Origin of the sequence: Maribacter sp. IgM3_T14_3, assembly GCF_049603095.1 — a bacterium.
Lineage (GTDB): Bacteria > Bacteroidota > Bacteroidia > Flavobacteriales > Flavobacteriaceae > Maribacter.
On the sequence record NZ_CP187138.1, the window covers coordinates 609,926 to 631,905 of the forward strand.

A 21,980-nucleotide genomic window follows, 5' to 3' on the forward strand; every position below is an offset into this window, starting at 1 on the left:
TACTTTCATGAAATATACTTTACTGGTACTTATTTGTTGTTTTGCAAATAAAATAGTTGCACAAAATAAAGACATTGACATTCGAGACCTTTTCAGTTCAATTGTTTATATAACAGACTCTATTCCTGCGACCAACATAGTCAATAATAAAGAGTATGAAATTGTACTTAAAGACCCCAAGAATGGAAAACTGAAAGAGTTAAAGGGATTTAAGTTAGGAACAGGATTCTTCATTAACAATGACTTCGATGTTTATCTTGTAACTGCTGCTCATGTTGCCAAAGGTTTATCCTTAAATACTAAATTGACCTACCAAAGTAAAAAAGGTAACAAGAGAGAAATAACGATAGATAAACTTATAAAAGGTAATCCAAAAAGCATAAATTGGATTTTACATCCAACAGCTGATGTAGCTGTACTACATATACCACTTGATATTATTGAAACTGATTACTTTGAAAAACTAGATTTAGGATTTATTGGTGTATCTGGAATTATGGACAAATTAGAAGGACCTGACCGTTTAGAGGAGATAACAGTTTTTGGTTTTCCTCTTGGTCTTGGAGTTTCTTTTAATTCTATTGCTCCCGTCACAAAAAATTTACGACCTGCAAGCGATATTATCTATTTACCAAGATTTGATAACAAGATTTTAAATCCATTTTTTCTTCTAGATGACCCTAGCATTTCTGGATTCAGTGGTGGTCCAGTAATGCGTGTGTTTTCTGTTAAGAAAAGTGAATTTAGACCGGAAAGTGGTGTTCAGCCAACTATAACTGGTCTAGTACATGGTACAATCAATGATAAGACCGGTGGTTTTGCGGCAATTGTTCCTGGCATCAAAATAATAGAAACAATAGATTTAGCACCTTCATTTAATGGAAAATATGTTTTCAAATACCCTGATGGCTCAATATGGAGTGAGGTTATTTACAAGAATGGTATTCCGTGGGAAGTTATTTCAAATTTTGGTCCCGATGGCAAGCCACAGGATAAAGGGACTTTGAAGAATGGGAACGGAGAAAGATATATTTATAACGAAGAGGGAGAAAAAGAATGGGTATTATTTTATAAAAATGGTAGATATACTGGTAATGCAGGTATTATGACCAAAGCTGAAATGAAGAAATACGGAAAGAAACAGTAAAAAACAGTTGGTAATAACTAAGCATATGGCGCGCCGATAGGCTAGCGCTATATGACTTGTTGACTGATCCGGGGTTTGTAAATAAGGGGTAATTCGTGAAGTTTGTCTAGACCTTGGCAAGGAAGCAGGTCATTGTTATATGGTGCTACAGTTTTCTTTTTTGCAGAAAACCACATAATGAAGAAATTTTTGCTGTAAAACCCATACTCCTTTTGAGTATTTGCGTGGTTTTACCTGTTTTTCCTTCGTTTTGGGCAGTAGTATGCTAGGGCACTTTTCAGCACCATTCTTACACATTGAATTTCAATAGTTTACGTTTTATGGTCTTTTGGTAATCCTGTGGTGGGCCACGGCTATCAAAGGTTAAAAGGGTGATTAATTCCCCTTTTTTACAGCTAGGGCAAATCCTGTGCAGCGATTTCTCTGGTCTTACAAGTGTTTCAATATGTAATAAATCCTTATCCGCTACTTGCAGTTGTAAGAGCGTTAGTTTCTCCTTTTTCCAACTACTACTCAAAAACCCATAATGGCGTATTCGGGTAAATCCTTTAGGGAGTATATGGAGTTGAAAACGCCGTATAAATTCCTTGTTCGTGAGGGTCATTGTTGTTTTTTGGCCACCTTTACGATAGTCTTTTAAGCTAAAAGTTACTTCGCTTTTTTCATTATTGATATTCAATATTCGGTGGTTGCTAATCGCTATTTTATGCGTGTACCTACCCAAATATTCAATGACATGTTCCGGTCTTCCAAAAGGAGGTTTGGCATACACCACCCACTTTTTTTTGAATAGACTGTCATATAGAGATTGTGGCAAATCTGGTAATGCCTTGCGTAATTTTGCCACAAAAAGTCCTCGGTATTTTTTGCTTATTGCTTTTACCGAAAACAGAAAATTATCCTTCCCTTTTCCCTTTTTCCAAAACCCAGCTTTTGAGACCCCTCCCTTGGGTACTATGCAATGTAAATGTGGGTGCAATTGTAAATTCTGTCCCCAGGTGTGCAAGACAGCTATCATACCCAATTTTGCGCCCAGATGCTTGGGATTGTTCCCAAAGGCAGTGAGTGTTTCCCAAACGGTATCAAACAAAATCTTATACAATACCTGAGGGTTGCGCAGTGCCACAGGATTAAGACTGTCTGGTAATGTGAAGACTACATGAAAATAGGGCACAGCAAGAAGCTCTTGCGATCTGGCTGCTATCCACTCTTGCTGCTTATGACCTTGGCAGGTAGGACAATGCCTGTTGCGACAAGAATTAAATTGTAAATGCAGCTTGTTACACTCCATACACCAGTCTAAATGTCCGCCAAGGGCTTTAGTACGACATTTACGTATGGCGTGCAGCCCTCGCGCGTTCCAACTATTATGAGTAATATCCTGCAGATGGTCTACTTCTAAATTCAGCACATCTGCCACCTTATATGTAGGATGCACTAGGGTGTAAATAAAGTATCTAGTGGACTAAACTTCATAGAGCTACCCATATTGGACACCTGTAAATACACAATGGTAGTTTCAATATGAGCGTGGCCTAGCAGTTCCTTTAGACTCATGATATTCATCCCATCTTCCAGTAAGTGGGTCGCATAGGAATGGCGAAGGGTATGTGCGGTAAATTTCTTTTGGGTGTTTACTTTAGAGCGGCATTCCTTGATAACCCATTGGATGCCCCTTGTGGTAAGAGGGCCTGCCTCCCCGTCTTTGGTAACCTGACTATTGAAAACATATTTTACGGGGTTTTCTGTCCTGAAATACGTTTTCAGGCCACGGGCAAGGTGGGGACTCAAGGGAAGATAACGGTCTACCTTTCCTTTTTGTTTTTTCACAAACACAGTCTTTCTATCAAAATCTATATCTGCTTGTAAGAGATTACAGAGTTCATAGCTGCGCAGACCACAGCCGTAGAGCATCGCTAATATCAAACGATGTTTTAAGTATTTGGGAGCCTTTAATAATTCACGAACCTCTTTTTTGTTAAGTACCAAAGGAAGGTCTTTCTGTCTTTTTATCTGTGGAAGTCTGATGCGTTTTTTATCCATCCCCATAACCTTATAGGCAGCACGAAGCCCATAGATGGTATGTTTAAAAAAGCTCTCCGAAGGGGTCTTGTGCAGGTTCTGGCAATGGTAGAGATAGTCGTTTATTTGCTCCTCATTAAGGGCCTCTGGACTACATTTGTAATAAATGGCCAGGTGTGCAAGACAGCGCAGGTAGTTGCGCAGTGTACTGATAGCTTTACCATTAATGGCAAAACTCTTTTCTAAAGTAAGGGCTAGTTCTTTAAATCTGGGGACTTCTGATAAGGCGACCTCTAAAATCGTCTTTGACTTTTTTTAAATACATCATGCTAAGATTTTAATGAACTCATTAAGATAATGTATTTTTATAATCAAACTAAAAGCTTCCGAGGCACGAGGATTAGTTCAACAATGGCTATAAGTAATTGCTTCGTTCAGCATCGCTTTGAAAAGTCTCCGACTTTTCAAAATTTGGTCATCCCGAGCGAAGTTCGTATATTTACCACGCAACTACATCATAGCCTTTGCCGTTACCCATAATAGCTCAAAAAATAAACTACCAATTTTAAAAAGTACGCATTTAGAGTTTGTTAAACTAAAATGCGAACCCAATTCGAGGGAATCTCAACTTTCAAAATGCCATCTTTTAAACAAATGGAATTCTCGACGTCTAGCAAATCTTTAAAAATGTAATCGGACTTTGTTGGCATGGGTATTTGGACAGTTGCTATTTCGTCCGATGAATTAACTAAAACTATTGTGGTTTCCTTTCCTAAACTTCTGGAAAAGGCGAATTGTTGGTGGTCAATGAAAAGTTGCTTATAATCCCCATTTTGGAGTGTTTGACTTTCTTTGCGAATTTGAGCAAAACGCCTAATGGACTTTACAAGTTCAGGATGTTTCACTTTAGAAACCAAATTCTGAAAAGTTAGGTGCGGTCGTAATGGACTATCATCGTGAGGTCGCTTTTTTCCTTCAATTCCCCATTCGCTTCCATAATAAATGGACGGAATTCCTGGAATCGTAAAAAGTAATGCGTACAATGGATAGAGATGTTCGGGCTTTTTCAATTTAATGGCAACTCTGTCTACGTCATGATTATCCACGAAATTATATAGCAAAAGGTCTTTGTAGATGCCCTCCGAACCGAACTGCCTGTTAAGCGAATATGCAATCTCAAAATAATTTAAATCATTATGGCTAGAATACAAACCCTTATAACATTCATAATTTGTAGTTGAATTGAGCATAAGCTTATTCGCCCACCGACTATAATCGCCATGGACTACCTCACCCATTAACCAAAAATTAGGGCGGAGCTTCATACAAAACTTCTTCAATTCCTTAAAAAATTCAAATTCAATCGAATCTGCGGCATCAAGTCTCAGTCCATCGATTCCAAAATCTAGAATCCATTCTTGAATAGCATTGAACAAATAACTTTTAACCTCTTCACAACCCAAATTCAATTTTACTAGATTATAATGATTGTTCCATCCTTCATAGGAAAATTTATCTCCAAGCGGGCTTGGTCTATTAAAATCCAAATTCGAGAACCAGTTTATATAATCAGACTTTTTACCATTCAGCTGTACATCTTTGAAAGCGAAAAAATCCCTCCCTACATGATTAAAAACCCCGTCAAGCACCACTCTGATATCCAGTTCTTTCGCTTTCCGCATAAGTTTTTTGAAAGTATCGTTTGTACCTAACCTGCGGTCAATTTCATTATAGTCCACCGTATCGTAACCGTGGCTGGTCGATTCGAACAACGGACCAATATAAAGCGCATTACATCCAATTTCCTTTATATGGTTTAGCCATGGTAGTAAATCTTCTAACAAGGGTTTAGGTTCCTTAACAAAATCATTTACACTCGGCGCACCCAACATACCAAGCGGATATATATGATAAAAAATACTTTTCTCGACCCAATTTTGTGATTGCATAATTTATTTTTTAGCTAATATACCTACCATTCGGTATACTGCCAAAAAAATAAAAGTGTTTTATTCATTCAAGAATAAATACCGTGTGAAAACTGTTGTACGGTATTCCAAATTAATTGTTCGTCAACCTTCGCATTTTCAGTATAAATCAAAGCTATTTGTCCGTTTAAAAAAAAGAGAAAAGAATTTGCGAAATGATGTTGACGATTAATCATATTACCATGGTCGACAGACGCTGACTTGAACATTTCTTCCAATATCGCTCGCTGTGCTTGAATCCAAGGTCTCATCACGAGATATGCTTCATTTTCTGGTATCGGGAACGACAAGGAAAGATTCAGTCTACAAAACTTTGGTTCCGTAATCGCAAAATTAAAATAGTGTTCGGTAATCTTTCTAAGGGTAAACGGTAGGTCGCCTTTATAATCAGCTAATAATGCAAGTTGATTTTTGAAAGGCTCTAACTTCTCTTTAATCAAAATCTCCAAAAGTCCTTTTTTACTTCCAAAATAATGGTAAAGAGTTGGTTTTGATACACCTACGGTTTTTACTAGCTCTTGTATTCCGACAACGTCATATCCACGTTTTGAAAAAAGTTCGAGAGCGTGCGCAAGGATTTGAGTTCTATTGTCTTCGTTTGGCAAACTTTTGTTTTTAGTAGTAACAAAAATACCTTTTTAATTGAACTTATCTCATGGACTTATTACTCGTGCGGAAGAAAACGAATGAAGTAGGACGTACTTACTCAGATGGGTCGCTACTATGGGTAACAAAACCTATAAACAATACGGGCTGCGGGCTTTTCCGAAGGTTTGCGTATATTTACCAAGTCCACAAAATCTTTGGGATTTTGCTTTGTCGAAAAAAAAGAAAAAACAAAACCAAAAGATTTTGCTATGTGAGTGGGGGAAAGTAAACGCCGGTTTGCTCCCGTACTGTTCATAGTGTGCCAAGAAGCAGTCATGGTAATAAACTGTGCTGCATGCTGTAATTAAGATGATGGTAGATCCATCAGAGTCGTTGTATAGGCGATGGCTCTAAACCACCTAAAGGTGCTTTGGTTAACAGCCTTGGTACTGAGCGTTTAGGAGAATCCAACCCACGAGGTTGGCAGGTATGAATAAAGGAGTTGAACGAAAGTGAACCACTGAAGAGGTGTCGAGAAGTAGGTACATCCAGTCAAAAGCTACGAAGTATGATACGGAGTTAAAACTAGTGTTTGAAAGAACATTAATCACAGGGGTAACCTATTTATTTTCTGTGGGGCTGGCGTCATTCAGGTGGCAAGAACTTTATTCGGGCTTAGTTATGGAACTTGGGAAGCTGCATATACGTGCTAAGGGAAATACACAATAGGCACAACCTAGAGGTAGAATACCAAAAGTATATGTAGTGGCGGACTCATTCGTAGTAGTGATGAAGTTTCTGTAATGGAAATGGAGCAAAGGGATGAGCTGGTTTAATACACAACCTGCCAACTTGAAAGAGGATGAGCTATCTTTGTGTATCAAGTCAGAAGAGCCGTATGATGGGAGACTATCACGTACGGTTCTGTGAGAGGCTTGGGGTGAAATTCCCCTTGTCTACTCGACGCTAAACCGTTAGCATTAATACAGAAACGCATACAGAACTAAATGAAAATAACAGACTTCTTAAATGACGATTTTTTTAATTTACCAAGAGTTCAAGGTCCAAAAGAAGATTATAAAATATTTATAAATCGGGTTTTTAAAGAGTTCTTAGAAAAACTAGAAAGTATCGAATACTTCGAAGACATAACTTTTGATATAGACAGAATTAAGGAACGCCAAAATCATTTAGTCCAACAATTAAAATCTGCTATTTCAAATTATTATGCAGGAAAACCAGCGTCAGCACTTTCAGAATTAGAAAAAGGATTAAATAGTAATCTAAAAGACTTTGAAGAAATACTAAATGTCAGAGAATTTCATTCCGACACAGATTTTTATAGAATTAGAATTCATAAACTAAATTTCCCTCTCAAACCTGAAAATTTTTTCCACATACCTTTTGATTTAAGAGGTAAAATAAAAACCCAAAGATTTAGTATTCCAGGATTTCCATCACTTTACCTTGGAAACTCATCTTATGTTTGTTGGGAGGAATTAAATAGACCAAACTTAAATGACTTTCAAATAGTAAGACTTGAGAATACCGAACGTTTAAAAGTAATAGATTTATCACCACCAAAAGGCAGTAATAAATTACCATATGAATATTATAAATATTTAATGATTTGGCCACTAGTTTTTGCCAGTTCTGTTCGTGTAAGGAATTATGAAGACTATTTCAAGCCTGAATATATCATTCCACAATTATTGTTACAATGGGTTAGAAAAGATAACAGAATAGATGGAATTTCATATCAAACAACTCATATCAATTTTAAAGATTCTTTATCAAAGGGAGAATTCTTAAACATTGTTTTACCTGTAAAAGAAAACAAAACGAGAGGATTATGTTCTGAATTAGAAAATAAATTTTTGATGACTGAATCAACATCTGTACAGTTAAATCAATGCTCAACTAGTGGATTAATTGATGGAGGTAGTTCATTAAATTATAGCAATAGAAATGTTCAAGAAATTGAATTGATAAAAGGTGTTCCGACCAATTATGACATTTCAATATTTGGAGAGTTAGAGGAAGTTCTTTCGAAAATGGAATCGAAAAAAATTATAAAATAGAAAAGTACTAATGCTAAGCCGTGTATAATTAATTGCTAGGTTACTGCCGACTTACGAACATTCCTGCGGAATATTCTATCTGTGATTTATTTGCTAAATTAGTTGCTTAACCACGCAACTAACCATACGTGTGCCGAGAGTAACGAACGGCTGAAAATCGTTACGCAACTGTTTATAAGATGGTGGAACCGACCCACCGATGTTGTCCTGCAGGGGAGAGCATCAAACCACCATAAGGTGCTTTGGTAAAGAGCCAAGGTATTGAGCGTTATGGAAAAGGCTATGCCAAGAGCTGGTCAGGTATGAATAATGGAGATGAATGCAAATAAACCTCTGATGAAGTGTCGAGAAAGTGCAACCTTCTGTCAAAAGTGTTTGAAGTATGACAAACATTACAAGTCCGGCGGTCATCTGCTTATTGGCTGGGCGGCAGGCGTCATTTAGGAGGCATGACCATTATTCGGGCTTATTTACGGAACTCGGGAACCTGTACTAAGATGCAAAGTGAAATGCACAATAGCGCAAACTAGAGGCAGAATAGCAATGCTTGGTATAGGGGCGGACTAATCCGTAGTAGTAATGAAAGTTTTGTAATGAAACTGGAGCGAAGGGATTAGCTAATTTAACGTACAATTTGCCAACTTGAAAGAGGATGAGCTATCTTTGAAAGTTAAGTTAGAAGAGCCGTATGATGGGAGACTATCACGTACGGTTCTGTGAGAGGCTCGGGGTGAAATTCCCCTTGTCTACTCGACACGAGCCGTTATCAAAGTTCAAATAAAGGATTATTTAAACTAATTCTTAACTTGGAAAGAAATAGGATGTCAATAGTTATTCTATTGGTTTATTGCGGCGTATTTGCAAAAAAAATGTTAAAATGATAAAATTATTTAAATTTCAGTGGGTTTGCCTATTATCAATAATGTTCGTTTTATTTTCATGTAATCGAAAGGATTACACTTATCAAAAACACAGTTTTGCTGATAAAGATTTAGCCTTTTACATTGTTAAAGGCGAGGAAAAAAATATAGAATTCAAGGTGTATTTTGATGAAAATAATGAAAATGCGGCTATGGAGGCAATTAGCCATTTGTTAAGAATATATAGGGAGATTCTCAAATTTCATATTTCAAATGGAGAAAAAATAAATTGGGCAGATGTTGCGTTTGTTAATGATGCGAACTATTTGGCACCAGCGTTTGGAACAACAAGATGGATTATACAAAATCGAACTGACAATCTATCTCAAAAAGCTGAAAATCAAATTTACGACCTAATTGGACACGAACAGGTTCACGCTTTGCAAGAACACTTCGTAACCTGTGATGATTTGCCCAGGTGGTTTGAAGAAGGACAGGCAGTATGGTCAGAATTCAAGGTGACACGTAATTTACAACCTGAATTATTCGAAGCATTATTAAATAGTCGTAAAAAACAATACGATAGTGTCATAAAAGCAGATGGGAAACTAAATCTGGCTTCATGGGGTGGTATAGCCGTAAAGCCAGAATCCATAATTAAACAACTGACACCGGAGGGTAAAAAATATTTTGATGAAAATGGTAGGACACCGCCTGGTGCTACTTTTAATATTTCACCACAAGATATGATCGAAGATAATGTAAATCAATCAGCAAGATACTATGGTTCATATCTGTTATTCAAAAGATTGGAAGAAAAAATGGGTGTTGAGAATCTCAAGGAATGGGTTTACGATACATTACAAAACATACCTTGTGAAAGTGAAGTATTAGTTAAAAAGTTAAAAGAACGATATAAGGTAGATATATCAAAGGAATTGAGTTGATTGTGTAAAGAGAAACCTAAAACTGCAATATTACTCGATTTATAAATATAGATGAGTTTGGACATAATGTCGGCGAAAAAATATTAAACTTAAGAGTTTCTTTAAAGGATTAGTTTTTCAGTTTTTAAAGAAAATAATGCAATGTCCTCAATATTTCTAAGGTTTTACTATAATGGTTTTTAGACATTTAAATATACTTTTGAAATAAGCCTTAAAGTTTTGCGCAAAAAATAATGAGGAAATTAATTTAACTTTAATTTTTAATTATGAAAAAATTATTTTTTATCCCGTTATTATTAATAATGTTCTCTTTTGTACCAATTTCAGATAATTCGGTTGGTGAAGCTGTTACATTTGAAAAATGTTTTTCTTGTCAATCGTGTGTTACCGACATGCAAGGTACTACTCATTGTAGTGGTTGTAAAGAAATTCGATGCCCACAGAAGTAATTATTAACTATTAAATTGACCTCTATAATAGCATATTAATATAGAGGTCTTTTTCATTATAAAAAATCATATATGAAAAGATATTTGATAATCATTGTTTTCATTTCCACCTATGTTAGCGCACAAAAGAGTTCTATTGAAGGTCATATTGAATATATTGAAAGTTATAACCCTGGAACTAAAGAAAAACACACTCTTTTCTTTAATTCAAAAGGGTCAATGTATGAACAGGAAATTGATAAAAGTAGAAAAGGTGAAACAATAAATGAAAACGAAGATGGTACTTTTGCCATTTCTTACTCATACCATTTAGAAACTCCTGAATACGTTTCTTTTGATTTAAAGAGTAATGTAAGCTATTTTAGAAAAGTCCTAGGCATGGAGTTGCTTACAGTTAAAGATAGTGTTGAGCAGATTCAATGGGAATTACTGAAAGAAACCAAAAATATAGGTACATTCTTATGTCAAAAGGCTAAAGGTGCTTATAGAGGCAGAACTTATGTAGTCTGGTTTACCAATGATATACCTGTTCCATTCGGACCATGGAAACTAAGCGGGCTAAGCGGACTCATTCTTGAGGTAAGTGAAACTTCAGGTGCATATTCAATAATTGCAACTTCAATAAAGTTAGGAGAAGGGGGGCAAGAATTTGAAAATAAAATTAAAACTTTGAATTTAAAGGATGTAATTTCCTTAGAAGATTATAAAGAAATTTTAGAAGAGGAACATCAAGCTACAATCAGTTACATTAATTCAAGACTTCCCCAAGGATCAAGTCTACCTATGCCTACAGAAGAAGCTGTGAGACAGGCTAGACAAAATGCATTAGAAATTTTTGAATCAACAAAAAATTGAGTACAAATTGTTATGATTACATACCAAAATTAATTTTATTGGGAGTATTTTTTTTTTCATTAACCATGTTTTGTCAAGAAAAGATAAAAGTAAAGGGGCAGGTTCTGGATTTTTCATATGAGCCTGTGCCTCTTGCAAGTGTAACCATAAGTCAGGATGATTCAAATATTGTGGAGTACTATACTTATACCAATGACATTGGAGAATTTCAGATTATTATTAATAGAATAGGTGAGTATGATTTAAAAGTTAATGCACTTGGTTATGACACTTGGTCATATGTGCTCAGTATAAGAGACTCACAGACTCAACCAAATATTAAAGCCGTATTATTAGAAAAAATTACTGAACTCAACGAAGTCATGGTTAGTGCGGAAGAGGTAATGAGAATTAAAAAAGACACTATTTCCATTTTAGTAGATGTTTTTACTGACGGCAATGAAAATTCTTTAGAAGATTTATTAAGAAAAATTCCTGGGCTTAATGTGGATTTAAACGGCACCATAAAGGTAGGTAATCAAGAAATTGAAAAATTGATGATTGATGGCGACGATTTTTTTGAAAGTGGCTATAAAATTTTATCTAAAAATATGCCCGCCTATCCAATCAAATCTTTAGAAATTCTTAAAAATTTTTCGAATAATAGTTTGCTTAAAGGTGTGGAGCATAGTAATAAGGTCGCACTTAACCTAAAATTAAAGGAAGAATCTAAGCGGGTCTGGTTTGGAAATATTGAGCATGCATATGGGTTGGTGACAGAAAATCGTTATCAAGCTAAGGCAAATCTCATGAACTTTGGTAAAAATAATAAATATTATTTTTTAACCAGCTTAAATAATATAGGTGAAGACGCAACTGGAGATATTACACAATTGGTACAACCATATAGAAGCAACGAACCTGCGAGTTTGGGAGATAACGAGACTCTAGATAATGTAATTAGCCTAACTAAGGATATTTTAGGTTTTAAAGCCATTCGTACCAATTTTAACAACAATGAGCTAGCTTCTTTGAATGCCATTTTTAATCCTTCAGCAAAATTAAAGGTAAAGACTTTGGCGTTTTTCAATTGGGATGAGAAGGGTTTTTTCAGGAACAGTATAACCGAAGTTGATGCTAATGGGAGCAACTTCATAAATTCGGAAGACTATATGCTACACAACTCCGAAAAAATTTTTTTTGGTAAAACAGATTTGACTTATAATATATCTGCAACACAAAAATTGGAGGCAACTACCAAATTCAACAAAGGTAATTTCGATGACACATCTAAACTGAATTTTAATGGTACAGCGACTTTAGAATCCCTTCAATATAATAACACTTTGTACGATCAAAAAATAGTTTATACCAATAAGTACGAGGATAAAAAAGTTCTTCTTATGACTGGCAGGTATATAGATGAGATATCTCCTCAAAATTACTCTTTAGACCAGTTTCTTTATCAAGATCTATTTCCAAGATTGGGCACTGCTAATACCGTAATTCAAACTGTTCAGAACAGGTTACAGTTTTTTGGTTTCAATACCCATATTTTGAATAGAATGGATAACGGCAATCTTTTTGAAATACAATTGGGTAATATTAACAGGAAGAATAATTTATTAAGTAGTTTTTCTATATTACAAGATTCAATATTATTAGAAAGCCCTGAAGATTTTCAAAATATTACAAGCTACCAGGTGAATGAGCTTTACTTAAAAAGCTTTTACAGATGGGATTTAAACCGACTTGGTATTTCTGCCAAATTAGATGCTCATCAATTATTTAACCGATTAGCTTTACGGGATGAATATCAAACACAAAATCCATTTTTCATTACCTCAAATTTGGGTTTAGACTGGGAAATCAACAAAAAAAACAAAATTATTGCCAATCTGACTAACACTACTACAAATACCCAAATTTTAGATGTTTATGAAAGCAATATACTCACGGGTTTTAGAAGCTTTACTAGTGGTACAGGAAGGTTTAATCAGTTAGAAGCATCAAGTCTTAACGTAAGCTATCAATTAGGTAATTGGAGCGATCGTTTCTTTGCCAATACTTCTTTTACGTATAATCAAAACCACAATTTTTTTTCTAATAATACTTTATTAGAACAGAATTATGCTATTTCAGAAAAAATTCTGACTAAGAATCGGGAATTTATAAGTTTATCTGGCAATTTCGATTATTATTTAAAGTTTCTACTTTCCAATATAAAAGTGAATTTAGATTATTCGGCATCAAATTTTATGAACAGCATTAATAATGGACCTTTACGTAATATAACTACAAGAAATTTCGAATACGGTTTCGAACTACGATCTGGTTTTAGTAGTATTTTTAACTATCATTTGGGTAATAAATGGACCGAAAATACAATAGAGACCAATGGGATTAACACTTTTTCTAATAATGTAAGCTTTGCAGATTTTTCATTAGTTTTTAAAGACAATTGGAATATTTCTATTAAGACTGAAAGGTATTCATTTGAAAATTTTGAAAATAAAAAGAAATACTATTTTTTGGACCTAGATTCAAATTTTATATTATATAAAAGTAAATTGAATTTAGGATTAACAGGGAAAAACTTATTGAATACTCGTAGTTTTACTAATTTTATGGTAAGTGATATTGGTAGTTCTACTACCGAATACCGATTAATGCCAAGGTTTGTATTGTTAAAATTAGGGTACAGATTTTAATGAAAGTATATACTAAATGATGAGTTAGGAAACCAAATCAGTATCAACAATACTCAATTTAAGATTAAAAAACATAAAAAACAGTCGATTTGATTGAATCTGGAGAAATTATTTTTGAAGACAAGTCTAGTTTTCAAACTTGGCTTACCTCTAAATCCTTTGCCTTAGGTATTATAAAGCCAAATTCGTTTTTGAAAACTTCAATAAGTAAAGGATCGTTTGGAAAAATCTGGCAAAGTATTCTTACTTGAAAGTATTTATGAAATACGAGACATGACAAATTATCGTAATTCGGAAAGTTCAAATAAAGGATAAGTTAGGACACCACGTCGTTAATAATAACCATCAAATTAAAGAATGGAAAACTTAAAGAAAGAACAAATTCGACTAAAAGAATATGGCGAATCAGTTTTCGAGGATAAAACTAACTTTGAAAAGTGGTTAAAGACAAAGTCAAAAGCCTTGGGCGGGATAACCCCTGAATCACTTTTAAAGAGTACAAGAGGCGTACAGAAGGTTATGTATGCTTTAGGAAGAATTGAACACGGTATCTTGTCTTAAAGTTCAAATAAAGGATGCAATTATCAAGATAAAAATCAATAATAAACCCAAATGAGTGTAGTTTCAAATGTAATTCTATCATTTTCTGTTGGCGAAGATGAATCCCAAAGAATGAAGGATGTTAATGAATTCGATATTAATGGAAACAAGATTAATCTTGTTTCGGCAGATTTTCAAAGAAAGGAGAATTACGAAGCCAAAGCCTGGTATGGAGGAAGCAAGTATTTGGAAAAACCATTATACATTGGAGCTTATAATAATTTAAATTTAAATGCCTTTATAGACCATTTGAAAACTATAATTTGGGATGAGCCAGAAAATGTACAGTTGATTATAAACGAACAAAACGAGGATTTGTTTAAGGTTGTTCGATTGACGTAATAGGAAGATAAGAAAACCAAAGTTCAAATAAAGGATGAATAAAACTACGTGGATAAGAAAATATTTTTTTACTAAAAATGAGTTCAAACGAACGAATATTCCAAGTCTGGAAATAACATAAAAAGCTAAATACACGATGGCATTAATCAAATGCGTAGAGTGCAATTCTGAAATATCCGATAAAGCTGTATTTTGCCCAAACTGCGGATATACCAAGAATCAAGATACAAGACCTGTACAAAGGGAAGGTTGCTTTCTTCAAACACTGAACGGTGGATGTATGGCAATCGTAATAATCTTAATAATACTTGGAATCTTTGTACAGTTAGGACCCTACTTTTTGAAACTCATTAATTATCTCTATCAAGCTTCTCAAAGTAACTAGTAGTGATATATAACTGAAGCTATGAAATTTGATAATCCGGAAACAGCACATAAATTAAAATATAAATCAATGATGAGTTAGGACACCATGTCGTAATTCGTAAAGTGTAATTAAAGGATAAATGAAATGATCGAAATAGACAAAATTGCATTTATTGAAATCCAAGGGCGTAAAATATTGAGCACGAAATCTAAAGGCAAGTTCAAATATTATATACCAGGAGGAAAAAGAGAAAAGGGCGAGTCAGATGAACAAACTTTGGTTCGCGAAGTATCTGAAGAGCTGACAGTTAATATTATCCCTGATACTATTGCATATGTTGGAACATTTAGGGCGCAGTCTGATGGTGCCAAAGAAGGTGTAATGGTTAAAATGACTTGCTATAAAGCACAGTATAATGGAACGTTTCATCCTAATATGGAAATAGAGGAAATCAGATGGTTGGATTCAAACGATACAGACAGAATATCAGAGGTGGATAAACTTATATTTCGCCATCTAGTAAGTATTGGGGAGTTAAATTGAAGTTCAAATAAAGGATGAAAAAAAATGAGTTATAATCATTAATTTATTTACATTAATTGTATTTTAATTACATATTATGTAATTTTTTTTAATACATTTGTGTAGATTACAAATCGCCCTATGAGAATTATATCATTTCGTAAACTTAGAGAGTATTTCGATAAAGAAACAAATGCAAAAGTAGGATTACAGGACTGGTATAAAAAAGCAGCAAAAAGTGATTGGACGAATTTTTCCGATTTAAAGAACACCTTTAATTCTGCGGATAATGTTGGCAATGGTAGAATTGTCTTTAATATAAAAGGTAATCATTACAGGGTTATCGCTATTGTACGATTTAAGTTTAAATTAGTTCTAATTCGTTGGGTCGGTAATCACAAGGATTATGATAAATTAAAGAATATAGATAAATTATAAGTCATGGAGTACATTGAACACCAAACGTATATAAACGCTAATCTTCGCTTGGAAGAACTTATTGATGTTGTTACGGACGACACACCCGATAATGACCCTTTAGCAATGGAATTTTTAAATCTAACAAAGATTATTGAAAACTATGAAGCTATACATTTCCCTATGGAATTGCCTACTTTAAAAGAGGTTATTGAATTACGTATGTTTGAAATGAAGCTAAATCAAAAAAAGTTAGCAGCCCTTTTAGAAACTACTTCTTCAAGAATAAGTGAGTATTTAGGAGGAAAAAGAGAAATGCCATTAGAAGTTGCTAAAAAGCTGCATGTTAAATTAAATATTGATAGTGATATTATTTTACAATCTTAAAAGTCTAAATAAAGGATGGGTTAGGACACCATGTCGTAAGTCGTAAAGTTCAAATAAAGGATGATTAGCGACAGTACTTTAAAGAAGGTAAACTGACCTATTCCAAAATCCGCGAACGTGTCGATATTTCCAAGGCAATTTATTATAAGTATTTAGGGCATTGAGGGCTTAAGGGGATATCTTGGAAGTTACAAACAATAAAATGTGTAAATAATGCACTTCTTATATTACCCTATAAAAAATGGCAAATAAGAATCAAATATATCTTGTTTTTTCTTAAATCATTTATAATTTAATTATAAGGTCATTTAATTGACTCTATTTTTTATATTTGTTATAAACTAAGTACTAAATGATACGAGAAATTTCCAAAGATCAGGTTTTAGATAGAATTCGATTTGAAAATCCATGGTGGATTGATGGCGAAATTGAAGCTGATTACAATGAGATGCCACGAAGGTTATATTTTGAATTATTCAAACCATTGGTTAAGGAAAGGGAAATAAGAAGGGCAGTAGTGTTGATGGGTCCGCGAAGGGTAGGAAAAACCGTTATGCTCTATCATATGGTTCAAGAATTAATAGAAAATGGTGTAGATCCAAAAAAAATAATATTTATAACTATTGAAAACCCTATTTACAATAACATATCTCTTGAACAGCTTTTTAATTATTCAAAGGAGGCCACTGGTTTGACTGATAAATCTGATTGGCACATCATTTATGATGAGATACAATACTGCAGGGATTGGGAAGTACATTTAAAATCTTTAGTAGATAGTTATAGGAAAGATAAGTTTATTGTATCCGGTTCTGCTGCAGCCGCCTTAAAATTCGCAAGTAATGAAAGTGGGGCGGGTCGATTTACTGATTTCTTACTTCCTCCTCTTACTTTCAATGAATATATATCATTAAAAGGTTTGGATAGGCTAATCAAACCAATAAAGCTAAATTGGAACGATAAACAGACAGAATTTTATTCAACAAGTCATTTAGATGAACTCAACAAGCATTTTCTAGACTATATTAACTTTGGGGGATACCCAGAAGTTATACTTTCCGAAAAAATTCAAGCTAATCCAGGGCGATATATAAGGCAAGATATTGTAGATAAAGTTATCCTTAGAGATTTACCTAGTCTCTACGGTATAAGCGATACAAGAGAATTATATTCTCTGTTCACGACAATTGCATATAATAGTGGCGGTGAATTCTCACTTGAGACATTGAGTAAACAATCACAGGTACCTAAAAACACTTTAAAAAAGTATATTGAATACTTAGAAGCAGCATTCTTAATAAAGCAAGTTAAACGAATTGATCAAAGTGGAAAAAGATTCAAACGAGACAATTTTTTCAAAATATACCTTACCAACCCTTCATTAAGGAGCGCATTGTTTACTCCTATAACCGCAACTGATGAAATGATTGGGAATATGGTTGAAACAGCAATATTTGCTCAATGGATGCATAGGGATTGGTTTACACCTTATTATGCTAGATGGAGCAATGGCGAAGTGGATATGGTTGGATTGAGTGATAATACATTGAAACCTATTTGGGCTCTCGAAATTAAATGGTCTGATCGATATTTTGAAAAACCCAAAGAATTAAAAAGTTTAATCAAATTTTGCCAGGAAAATAATATTAAAACACCAATTGTTACTTCTATAAGTAAAGAAGGAGAAGTGGAATATGCAGATGTTCTTTTTCAATTTTTACCTTCATCGGCTTATGCATATACAGTCGGGAAAAATACACTTGACATGAAAATCAAGAAATAAACATTCCAAAACACTTAACTTTTTAAAAGTTCAAATAAAGGATGAAAAGCAATGTAATTTTTAAAAAATATTCAATAAATAAACTGGTAACAGGTTTATTATTGTTTGGATTTGTAGTTACAGGATTTTTAGATTTACTCGTGAATAGACAATCTTCTTACTCTTCAATATTAGGTAGATTAAATTTATGTTCTATATAAATCCCCTTTTCTTTGCAATCGTTAGCAATTCTCTATCAGACGTGCTACTTACTTGATTAACTTCACTAAATGACATCCAGGGAAGTCTATATAAATATTGAAGGGCAGAAAGAGATAAATGATTTTAATTTATTAAAATATATTCTTAGAGCTTATAACTTCTTTTTCTTCCAAAAAACATATCCTGAATTTATATATCAGGATAAGTCATCAAAAATTCATTATTTACTCGTGTAAGATTTGAAGATTAAATATTTGGTTTTGAAGGAAAATGTTTATAAAAAATTTTTTTCCTAAACCAAAATTAGTTATATTTTCTTCTAATATCATTATATGAAGTTGCTATGAAAATTAGTGTTACAGTAGTTTTTTTATTATTCATTTGTATTCCTTTTTGCAACTCACAGCAAATAGAAGGAATAGTATCTTATGACAACAAACCTTTAAAGGATGTTAATATATTGCTAAGGGGAACTAAAACAGGAACTAAAACTGACACTAACGGAAAATTTCAAATAAATGCTCGTAAAGGCGATATTTTAGTTTTATCTCATATTACTTGCAATACGGTATCAAAAAAAGTAGAGGATGATAAATATTTGGTGATAAATATGGTTTCCAAAGCAAATATTTTAGATGAAGTACTTGTCAAGGCTAATGACCGTCGTAATTCACCTAATATAACTAAACCTAAAACATTTACTGGAAGTTTTGGACAAAAGACATTGGAAAGTAGAGGTTATTCTATAACCTATGTTGAGGGAAAAAAACTAAATTTAGCTGCCGCGATAGAAAAAGCAGGAATTCCTGGTTATGTAAACGCCCTTAGAGGTAAGATAGCGAATTACAATATTGGACCCGATGGAGTGGTTCTTCGTTCCAATAATTCTCTAAATTTATCCAATACAGCTTTATGGGATGTTGACGGGGTAACATATGACGGTTTTCCTCCAGCCATAGAAACATCGCTCATAAAAGATATATTTGTTATTCGAGGCCTTGCGGGAACTACAAAATATGGGACTAGGGGTTCGGGAGGTGTCATAGTTGTAACTACTGTTAATAATCCTGCTTATTTAAAAAAAGTTAGAAAAAAAGGAAAGGGAAAGAGCAAAGATGATGATCTATTGTCATATTCGGAATTAAAAAACAGGGAGGAATTACAAATACCAAAAGATCTCGAAAAATTTTCAAAATTGGTAACAAGTCTGGGTAACGATATTACCGCACTCAGGGTCTTAGCTTATAGATGTCAGGGGCAGGGTCAACAATTAAAAGCAGCACAGATATATCGTAAAATTTTAACGTTGGCGCCAAATGACGGACAATCTCATAGGGATTTGGCTCAGACTTGGGCTATTATTAGAAAACCTTTTAAGGCGTGGTCTGCTTATTTGTATTGGTTAAGTCAAAATGGTGGACAATTAAACAACAAATTAGGAACACTTGTTTTTAATGAAATGGAAAAGCTTTTTGTCTCTGAAGATTTAGATGGAGAAGTTTCACAATCATTTGAAATTCAAAATATTTTTGATAGTTCAGAAGTTGACACAACTAGAATTGTCTTCGAATGGGCTAGTATTAATAAAGAATTTACTCTCGAAATATCCAATTCTGAAGGACAAACATTTAACGTAGACTATGGAAAGGCATACAACACAAGTGAGTCTTTTGATGAATTTTATCTAGATCAAACAATTAAAGGCAATTGGAAATTTAATATCACACCAAATATTAGTACAAAGGAACCACTGAATTTGAAGGTCTCTATTTATCCCAAATGGAACTCAACGAATAAGACCTTTTGTAAAATAAAGGTTTATACTTTTTTTCAAAATGATATTTCACAATATAATTTATTTAAAATTAAAGTTTAAATTGAAATTCAATTAATATCTTTTATTTTCATGTTTGTAATTGCTAACTCACTTTTATAATATCTGAATAGAAAATTATAACAGACCATTTCATTCAACCTATTTTTAGATTTAAATAAACGATCGATTAATAAAAGGCTAAAGATTACCAGTAAGTGTCTTTGTCCCGATGTATAAACCGTAAAATGCCTATTTTAGTAATTATACAGTAAGTTCTGCACCATGCTGACAAAACACTAAAAATGAAACAACATTTGATTTTACTTGGTTTTTTGGTATTCTTATCGAGTTGCTCTGAAAAAAAGAACATTTTTAAATTAAAGCCATTGCTAATTGACCAACTGAAATACTCACATACTGAGGAAAATTGGTTCGTTCCGACCAAGATTGCTATTAACGGACTTAATGCTGAACAATCCAATTGGAAAGACAGCACGGAAAACCACTCAATTGCAGAACTTGTTTCTCATCTAACATTTTGGAATGAAGCATTTCTTAAAGATATAAATGGAGAAGATTTATCAGATTTCGATATGGAAAACGAATTGACTTTTAAAATATACTCTGAAAAGGAATGGAAAAGTGCAGTTTCTAAATTGGACAGTATTCAGACGGAATTTGAACGAATAACGGAAAAAGCAAACGAAGAGCAATTGTCCGAATTGGCTCCTGATATTTTGACAATGACTGCACACAATGCTTACCATACTGGTCAAATAATCTATATAAGAAAACGCAAAGGTTGGTGGAATAAATAATAAAAGCAAGGTGTACAACAATACCTCCTATGAAAAGCCTTAGTCCAGTTTTTAAAGTTCAAATAAAGGATTATTTAATGTCCTTGGTTACATACTTTCCTATTAATTTTTAACTTGAACTTATAAAACATATGTTACATATATCTCGTATTGGAATGAAATATAATATATGTTATATATTTAATTGTTAGCCACAAGCTGAAAAAAATCCAGCAATAAAAAACTACCGATATGAAAGACGGAATTATATACTGGAACGTTGACCCTGAAATTTTTACTCTATTCAACACTTTTCCAATTAGGTATTACAGTCTTTCGTGGGCAATTGGTTGCGGTCTTTTATTTTTAGTGGTTAAGAAAGTTTATCAAAAAGAGAAAATACCACTCGAAAACTTGGAACAGCTAACTATGTACATTTTAATTGGAGGACTTCTGGGCGCACGCCTTGGGCATTGTTTTTTTTATGAACCACAATATTACCTACAGAATCCACTTGAAATACTCTTACCTATCCGAAAAGTAGACGAATCCTTTCAGTTTACAGGATTCCAAGGACTTGCAAGCCATGGCGGATTAACTGGAATAGTAATCGCAATCATCCTTTATGTTAGAAAGACCAAAACAAACATTTTGTGGATAATGGACAGGGTTGCTCTTGGGTCTGGATTAATGGCTGCGAGCATTAGAATTGGTAATTTTATGAACTCTGAGGTATACGGCAAACCGACGAATGGAAATTGGGGTGTGGTCTTTGAACGAGACGACCTAATACCTAGACATCCAACGCAACTTTACGAAGCTGCGGCATATTTGCTGATTTTCGTGGTTCTTTTCTTTGTTTATAAATCGAAAAAAATTAGAAGACAAAATGGACTTATGGTCGGAATTTTCATGATTTTAATGTTTACAGCAAGATTTATGATTGAATTTGTCAAAGAAAATCAAGTTGGGTTTGAAGATTCGATGTCATTAAATATGGGGCAAATTTTAAGTATACCACTTATCCTTTTAGGTTTTGGAATTATATATTACGGGAAGAAGCCAGTGGCTAACAAAGAACTGAGCTAAACCAAAGTTCAAATAAAGGATGAGTTTACTGG

19 protein-coding genes are annotated in these 21,980 nt (G+C 33.7%); 15 read left to right on the forward strand and 4 right to left on the reverse strand.

Going from position 1 to position 21,980, the window contains the following annotated elements; genetic code table 11:
- Positions 1 to 7 precede the first annotated feature (7 nt).
- Complete coding sequence (locus ACPF9A_RS02825; protein ID WP_424001455.1) at positions 8 to 1,147, forward strand: hypothetical protein; 1,140 nt, start codon at positions 8 to 10, stop codon at positions 1,145 to 1,147.
- 289 nt (positions 1,148 to 1,436) lie between these two features.
- Here the strand turns inward: ACPF9A_RS02825 and ACPF9A_RS02830 are convergent, their stop codons facing one another.
- The 4 genes from ACPF9A_RS02830 to ACPF9A_RS02845 form a co-directional block, all read right to left on the reverse strand.
- Positions 1,437 to 2,585, reverse strand: a complete 1,149-nt coding sequence (locus tag ACPF9A_RS02830; protein ID WP_424001456.1) for an IS91 family transposase — start codon at positions 2,583 to 2,585, stop codon at positions 1,437 to 1,439.
- Positions 2,585 to 3,190, reverse strand: a complete 606-nt coding sequence (locus tag ACPF9A_RS02835) for a tyrosine-type recombinase/integrase (protein WP_423997595.1) — start codon at positions 3,188 to 3,190, stop codon at positions 2,585 to 2,587. Before ACPF9A_RS02835 ends, ACPF9A_RS02830 begins: the two co-directional genes overlap by 1 nt.
- A gap of 569 nt (positions 3,191 to 3,759) precedes the next feature.
- Complete coding sequence (locus ACPF9A_RS02840) at positions 3,760 to 5,118, reverse strand: alpha-amylase family glycosyl hydrolase (protein ID WP_424001458.1); 1,359 nt, start codon at positions 5,116 to 5,118, stop codon at positions 3,760 to 3,762.
- A 68-nt stretch (positions 5,119 to 5,186) separates the two neighbouring features.
- Positions 5,187 to 5,762, reverse strand: coding sequence for a TetR/AcrR family transcriptional regulator (locus ACPF9A_RS02845; RefSeq protein WP_424001460.1), 576 nt, complete (start codon positions 5,760 to 5,762; stop codon positions 5,187 to 5,189).
- A gap of 990 nt (positions 5,763 to 6,752) precedes the next feature.
- On the opposite strand from ACPF9A_RS02845, the gene ACPF9A_RS02850 reads away from it, so the two are divergent.
- From ACPF9A_RS02850 to lgt, 14 genes are all read left to right on the forward strand, one after another.
- Positions 6,753 to 7,826, forward strand: coding sequence for a hypothetical protein (locus ACPF9A_RS02850; RefSeq protein WP_424001462.1), 1,074 nt, complete (start codon positions 6,753 to 6,755; stop codon positions 7,824 to 7,826).
- 877 nt (positions 7,827 to 8,703) lie between these two features.
- On the forward strand, positions 8,704 to 9,633 hold the full coding sequence (locus ACPF9A_RS02855; RefSeq protein WP_424001464.1) for a hypothetical protein: 930 nt from the start codon (positions 8,704 to 8,706) through the stop codon (positions 9,631 to 9,633).
- 521 nt (positions 9,634 to 10,154) lie between these two features.
- Complete coding sequence (locus tag ACPF9A_RS02860) at positions 10,155 to 10,937, forward strand: GLPGLI family protein (protein ID WP_424001466.1); 783 nt, start codon at positions 10,155 to 10,157, stop codon at positions 10,935 to 10,937.
- Positions 10,938 to 10,975: 38 nt separating this feature from the next.
- On the forward strand, positions 10,976 to 13,627 hold the full coding sequence (locus ACPF9A_RS02865) for a carboxypeptidase regulatory-like domain-containing protein (protein WP_424001468.1): 2,652 nt from the start codon (positions 10,976 to 10,978) through the stop codon (positions 13,625 to 13,627).
- 357 nt (positions 13,628 to 13,984) lie between these two features.
- Positions 13,985 to 14,188 carry an antitoxin Xre/MbcA/ParS toxin-binding domain-containing protein gene (locus tag ACPF9A_RS02870; RefSeq protein WP_424001470.1) on the forward strand — a complete coding sequence of 68 codons (204 nt, stop codon included), beginning with the start codon at positions 13,985 to 13,987 and terminating at the stop codon, positions 14,186 to 14,188.
- 51 nt (positions 14,189 to 14,239) lie between these two features.
- Complete coding sequence (locus tag ACPF9A_RS02875) at positions 14,240 to 14,569, forward strand: hypothetical protein (RefSeq protein ID WP_424001472.1); 330 nt, start codon at positions 14,240 to 14,242, stop codon at positions 14,567 to 14,569.
- 136 nt (positions 14,570 to 14,705) lie between these two features.
- Positions 14,706 to 14,954 (forward strand): zinc ribbon domain-containing protein, encoded by a 249-nt coding sequence (locus tag ACPF9A_RS02880; RefSeq protein WP_424001474.1) that lies wholly within the window; start codon positions 14,706 to 14,708, stop codon positions 14,952 to 14,954.
- Positions 14,955 to 15,080: 126 nt separating this feature from the next.
- Entirely contained in the window at positions 15,081 to 15,479 is a 399-nt protein-coding gene (locus ACPF9A_RS02885; protein WP_424001476.1) for an NUDIX hydrolase, read from the forward strand.
- Between the two features lie 120 nt (positions 15,480 to 15,599).
- Positions 15,600 to 15,896, forward strand: a complete 297-nt coding sequence (locus ACPF9A_RS02890) for a type II toxin-antitoxin system HigB family toxin (protein ID WP_339657629.1) — start codon at positions 15,600 to 15,602, stop codon at positions 15,894 to 15,896.
- Between the two features lie 3 nt (positions 15,897 to 15,899).
- Positions 15,900 to 16,262, forward strand: coding sequence for a helix-turn-helix domain-containing protein (locus tag ACPF9A_RS02895; protein WP_424001479.1), 363 nt, complete (start codon positions 15,900 to 15,902; stop codon positions 16,260 to 16,262).
- 352 nt (positions 16,263 to 16,614) lie between these two features.
- A complete protein-coding gene (locus ACPF9A_RS02900) occupies positions 16,615 to 18,045 on the forward strand; it encodes an ATP-binding protein (RefSeq protein ID WP_424001481.1) in 1,431 nt (476 codons plus the stop codon).
- Between the two features lie 544 nt (positions 18,046 to 18,589).
- Positions 18,590 to 20,122, forward strand: coding sequence for a carboxypeptidase-like regulatory domain-containing protein (locus tag ACPF9A_RS02905; protein ID WP_424001483.1), 1,533 nt, complete (start codon positions 18,590 to 18,592; stop codon positions 20,120 to 20,122).
- A 242-nt stretch (positions 20,123 to 20,364) separates the two neighbouring features.
- Positions 20,365 to 20,880 carry a DinB family protein gene (locus tag ACPF9A_RS02910; protein ID WP_424001485.1) on the forward strand — a complete coding sequence of 172 codons (516 nt, stop codon included), beginning with the start codon at positions 20,365 to 20,367 and terminating at the stop codon, positions 20,878 to 20,880.
- A 231-nt stretch (positions 20,881 to 21,111) separates the two neighbouring features.
- Positions 21,112 to 21,948 carry a prolipoprotein diacylglyceryl transferase gene (gene lgt, locus ACPF9A_RS02915; RefSeq protein WP_424001487.1) on the forward strand — a complete coding sequence of 279 codons (837 nt, stop codon included), beginning with the start codon at positions 21,112 to 21,114 and terminating at the stop codon, positions 21,946 to 21,948.
- Positions 21,949 to 21,980 lie beyond the last annotated feature (32 nt).

Bases quoted from the DNA above. Each gene is read 5' to 3' on its own strand.
- ACPF9A_RS02825 (WP_424001455.1), top strand. From the start codon at position 8: ATGAAATATACTTTACTGGTACTTATTTGTTGTTTTGCAAATAAAATA.
- ACPF9A_RS02835 (WP_423997595.1), bottom strand. From the start codon at position 3,190: ATGGATAAAAAACGCATCAGACTTCCACAGATAAAAAGACAGAAAGAC.
- ACPF9A_RS02840 (WP_424001458.1), bottom strand. From the start codon at position 5,118: ATGCAATCACAAAATTGGGTCGAGAAAAGTATTTTTTATCATATATAT.
- ACPF9A_RS02850 (WP_424001462.1), top strand. From the start codon at position 6,753: ATGAAAATAACAGACTTCTTAAATGACGATTTTTTTAATTTACCAAGA.
- ACPF9A_RS02855 (WP_424001464.1), top strand. From the start codon at position 8,704: ATGATAAAATTATTTAAATTTCAGTGGGTTTGCCTATTATCAATAATG.
- ACPF9A_RS02860 (WP_424001466.1), top strand. From the start codon at position 10,155: ATGAAAAGATATTTGATAATCATTGTTTTCATTTCCACCTATGTTAGC.
- ACPF9A_RS02870 (WP_424001470.1), top strand. From the start codon at position 13,985: ATGGAAAACTTAAAGAAAGAACAAATTCGACTAAAAGAATATGGCGAA.
- ACPF9A_RS02875 (WP_424001472.1), top strand. From the start codon at position 14,240: ATGAGTGTAGTTTCAAATGTAATTCTATCATTTTCTGTTGGCGAAGAT.
- ACPF9A_RS02880 (WP_424001474.1), top strand. From the start codon at position 14,706: ATGGCATTAATCAAATGCGTAGAGTGCAATTCTGAAATATCCGATAAA.
- ACPF9A_RS02885 (WP_424001476.1), top strand. From the start codon at position 15,081: ATGATCGAAATAGACAAAATTGCATTTATTGAAATCCAAGGGCGTAAA.
- ACPF9A_RS02890 (WP_339657629.1), top strand. From the start codon at position 15,600: ATGAGAATTATATCATTTCGTAAACTTAGAGAGTATTTCGATAAAGAA.
- ACPF9A_RS02895 (WP_424001479.1), top strand. From the start codon at position 15,900: ATGGAGTACATTGAACACCAAACGTATATAAACGCTAATCTTCGCTTG.
- ACPF9A_RS02900 (WP_424001481.1), top strand. From the start codon at position 16,615: ATGATACGAGAAATTTCCAAAGATCAGGTTTTAGATAGAATTCGATTT.
- ACPF9A_RS02905 (WP_424001483.1), top strand. From the start codon at position 18,590: ATGAAAATTAGTGTTACAGTAGTTTTTTTATTATTCATTTGTATTCCT.
- ACPF9A_RS02910 (WP_424001485.1), top strand. From the start codon at position 20,365: ATGAAACAACATTTGATTTTACTTGGTTTTTTGGTATTCTTATCGAGT.
- lgt (WP_424001487.1), top strand. From the start codon at position 21,112: ATGAAAGACGGAATTATATACTGGAACGTTGACCCTGAAATTTTTACT.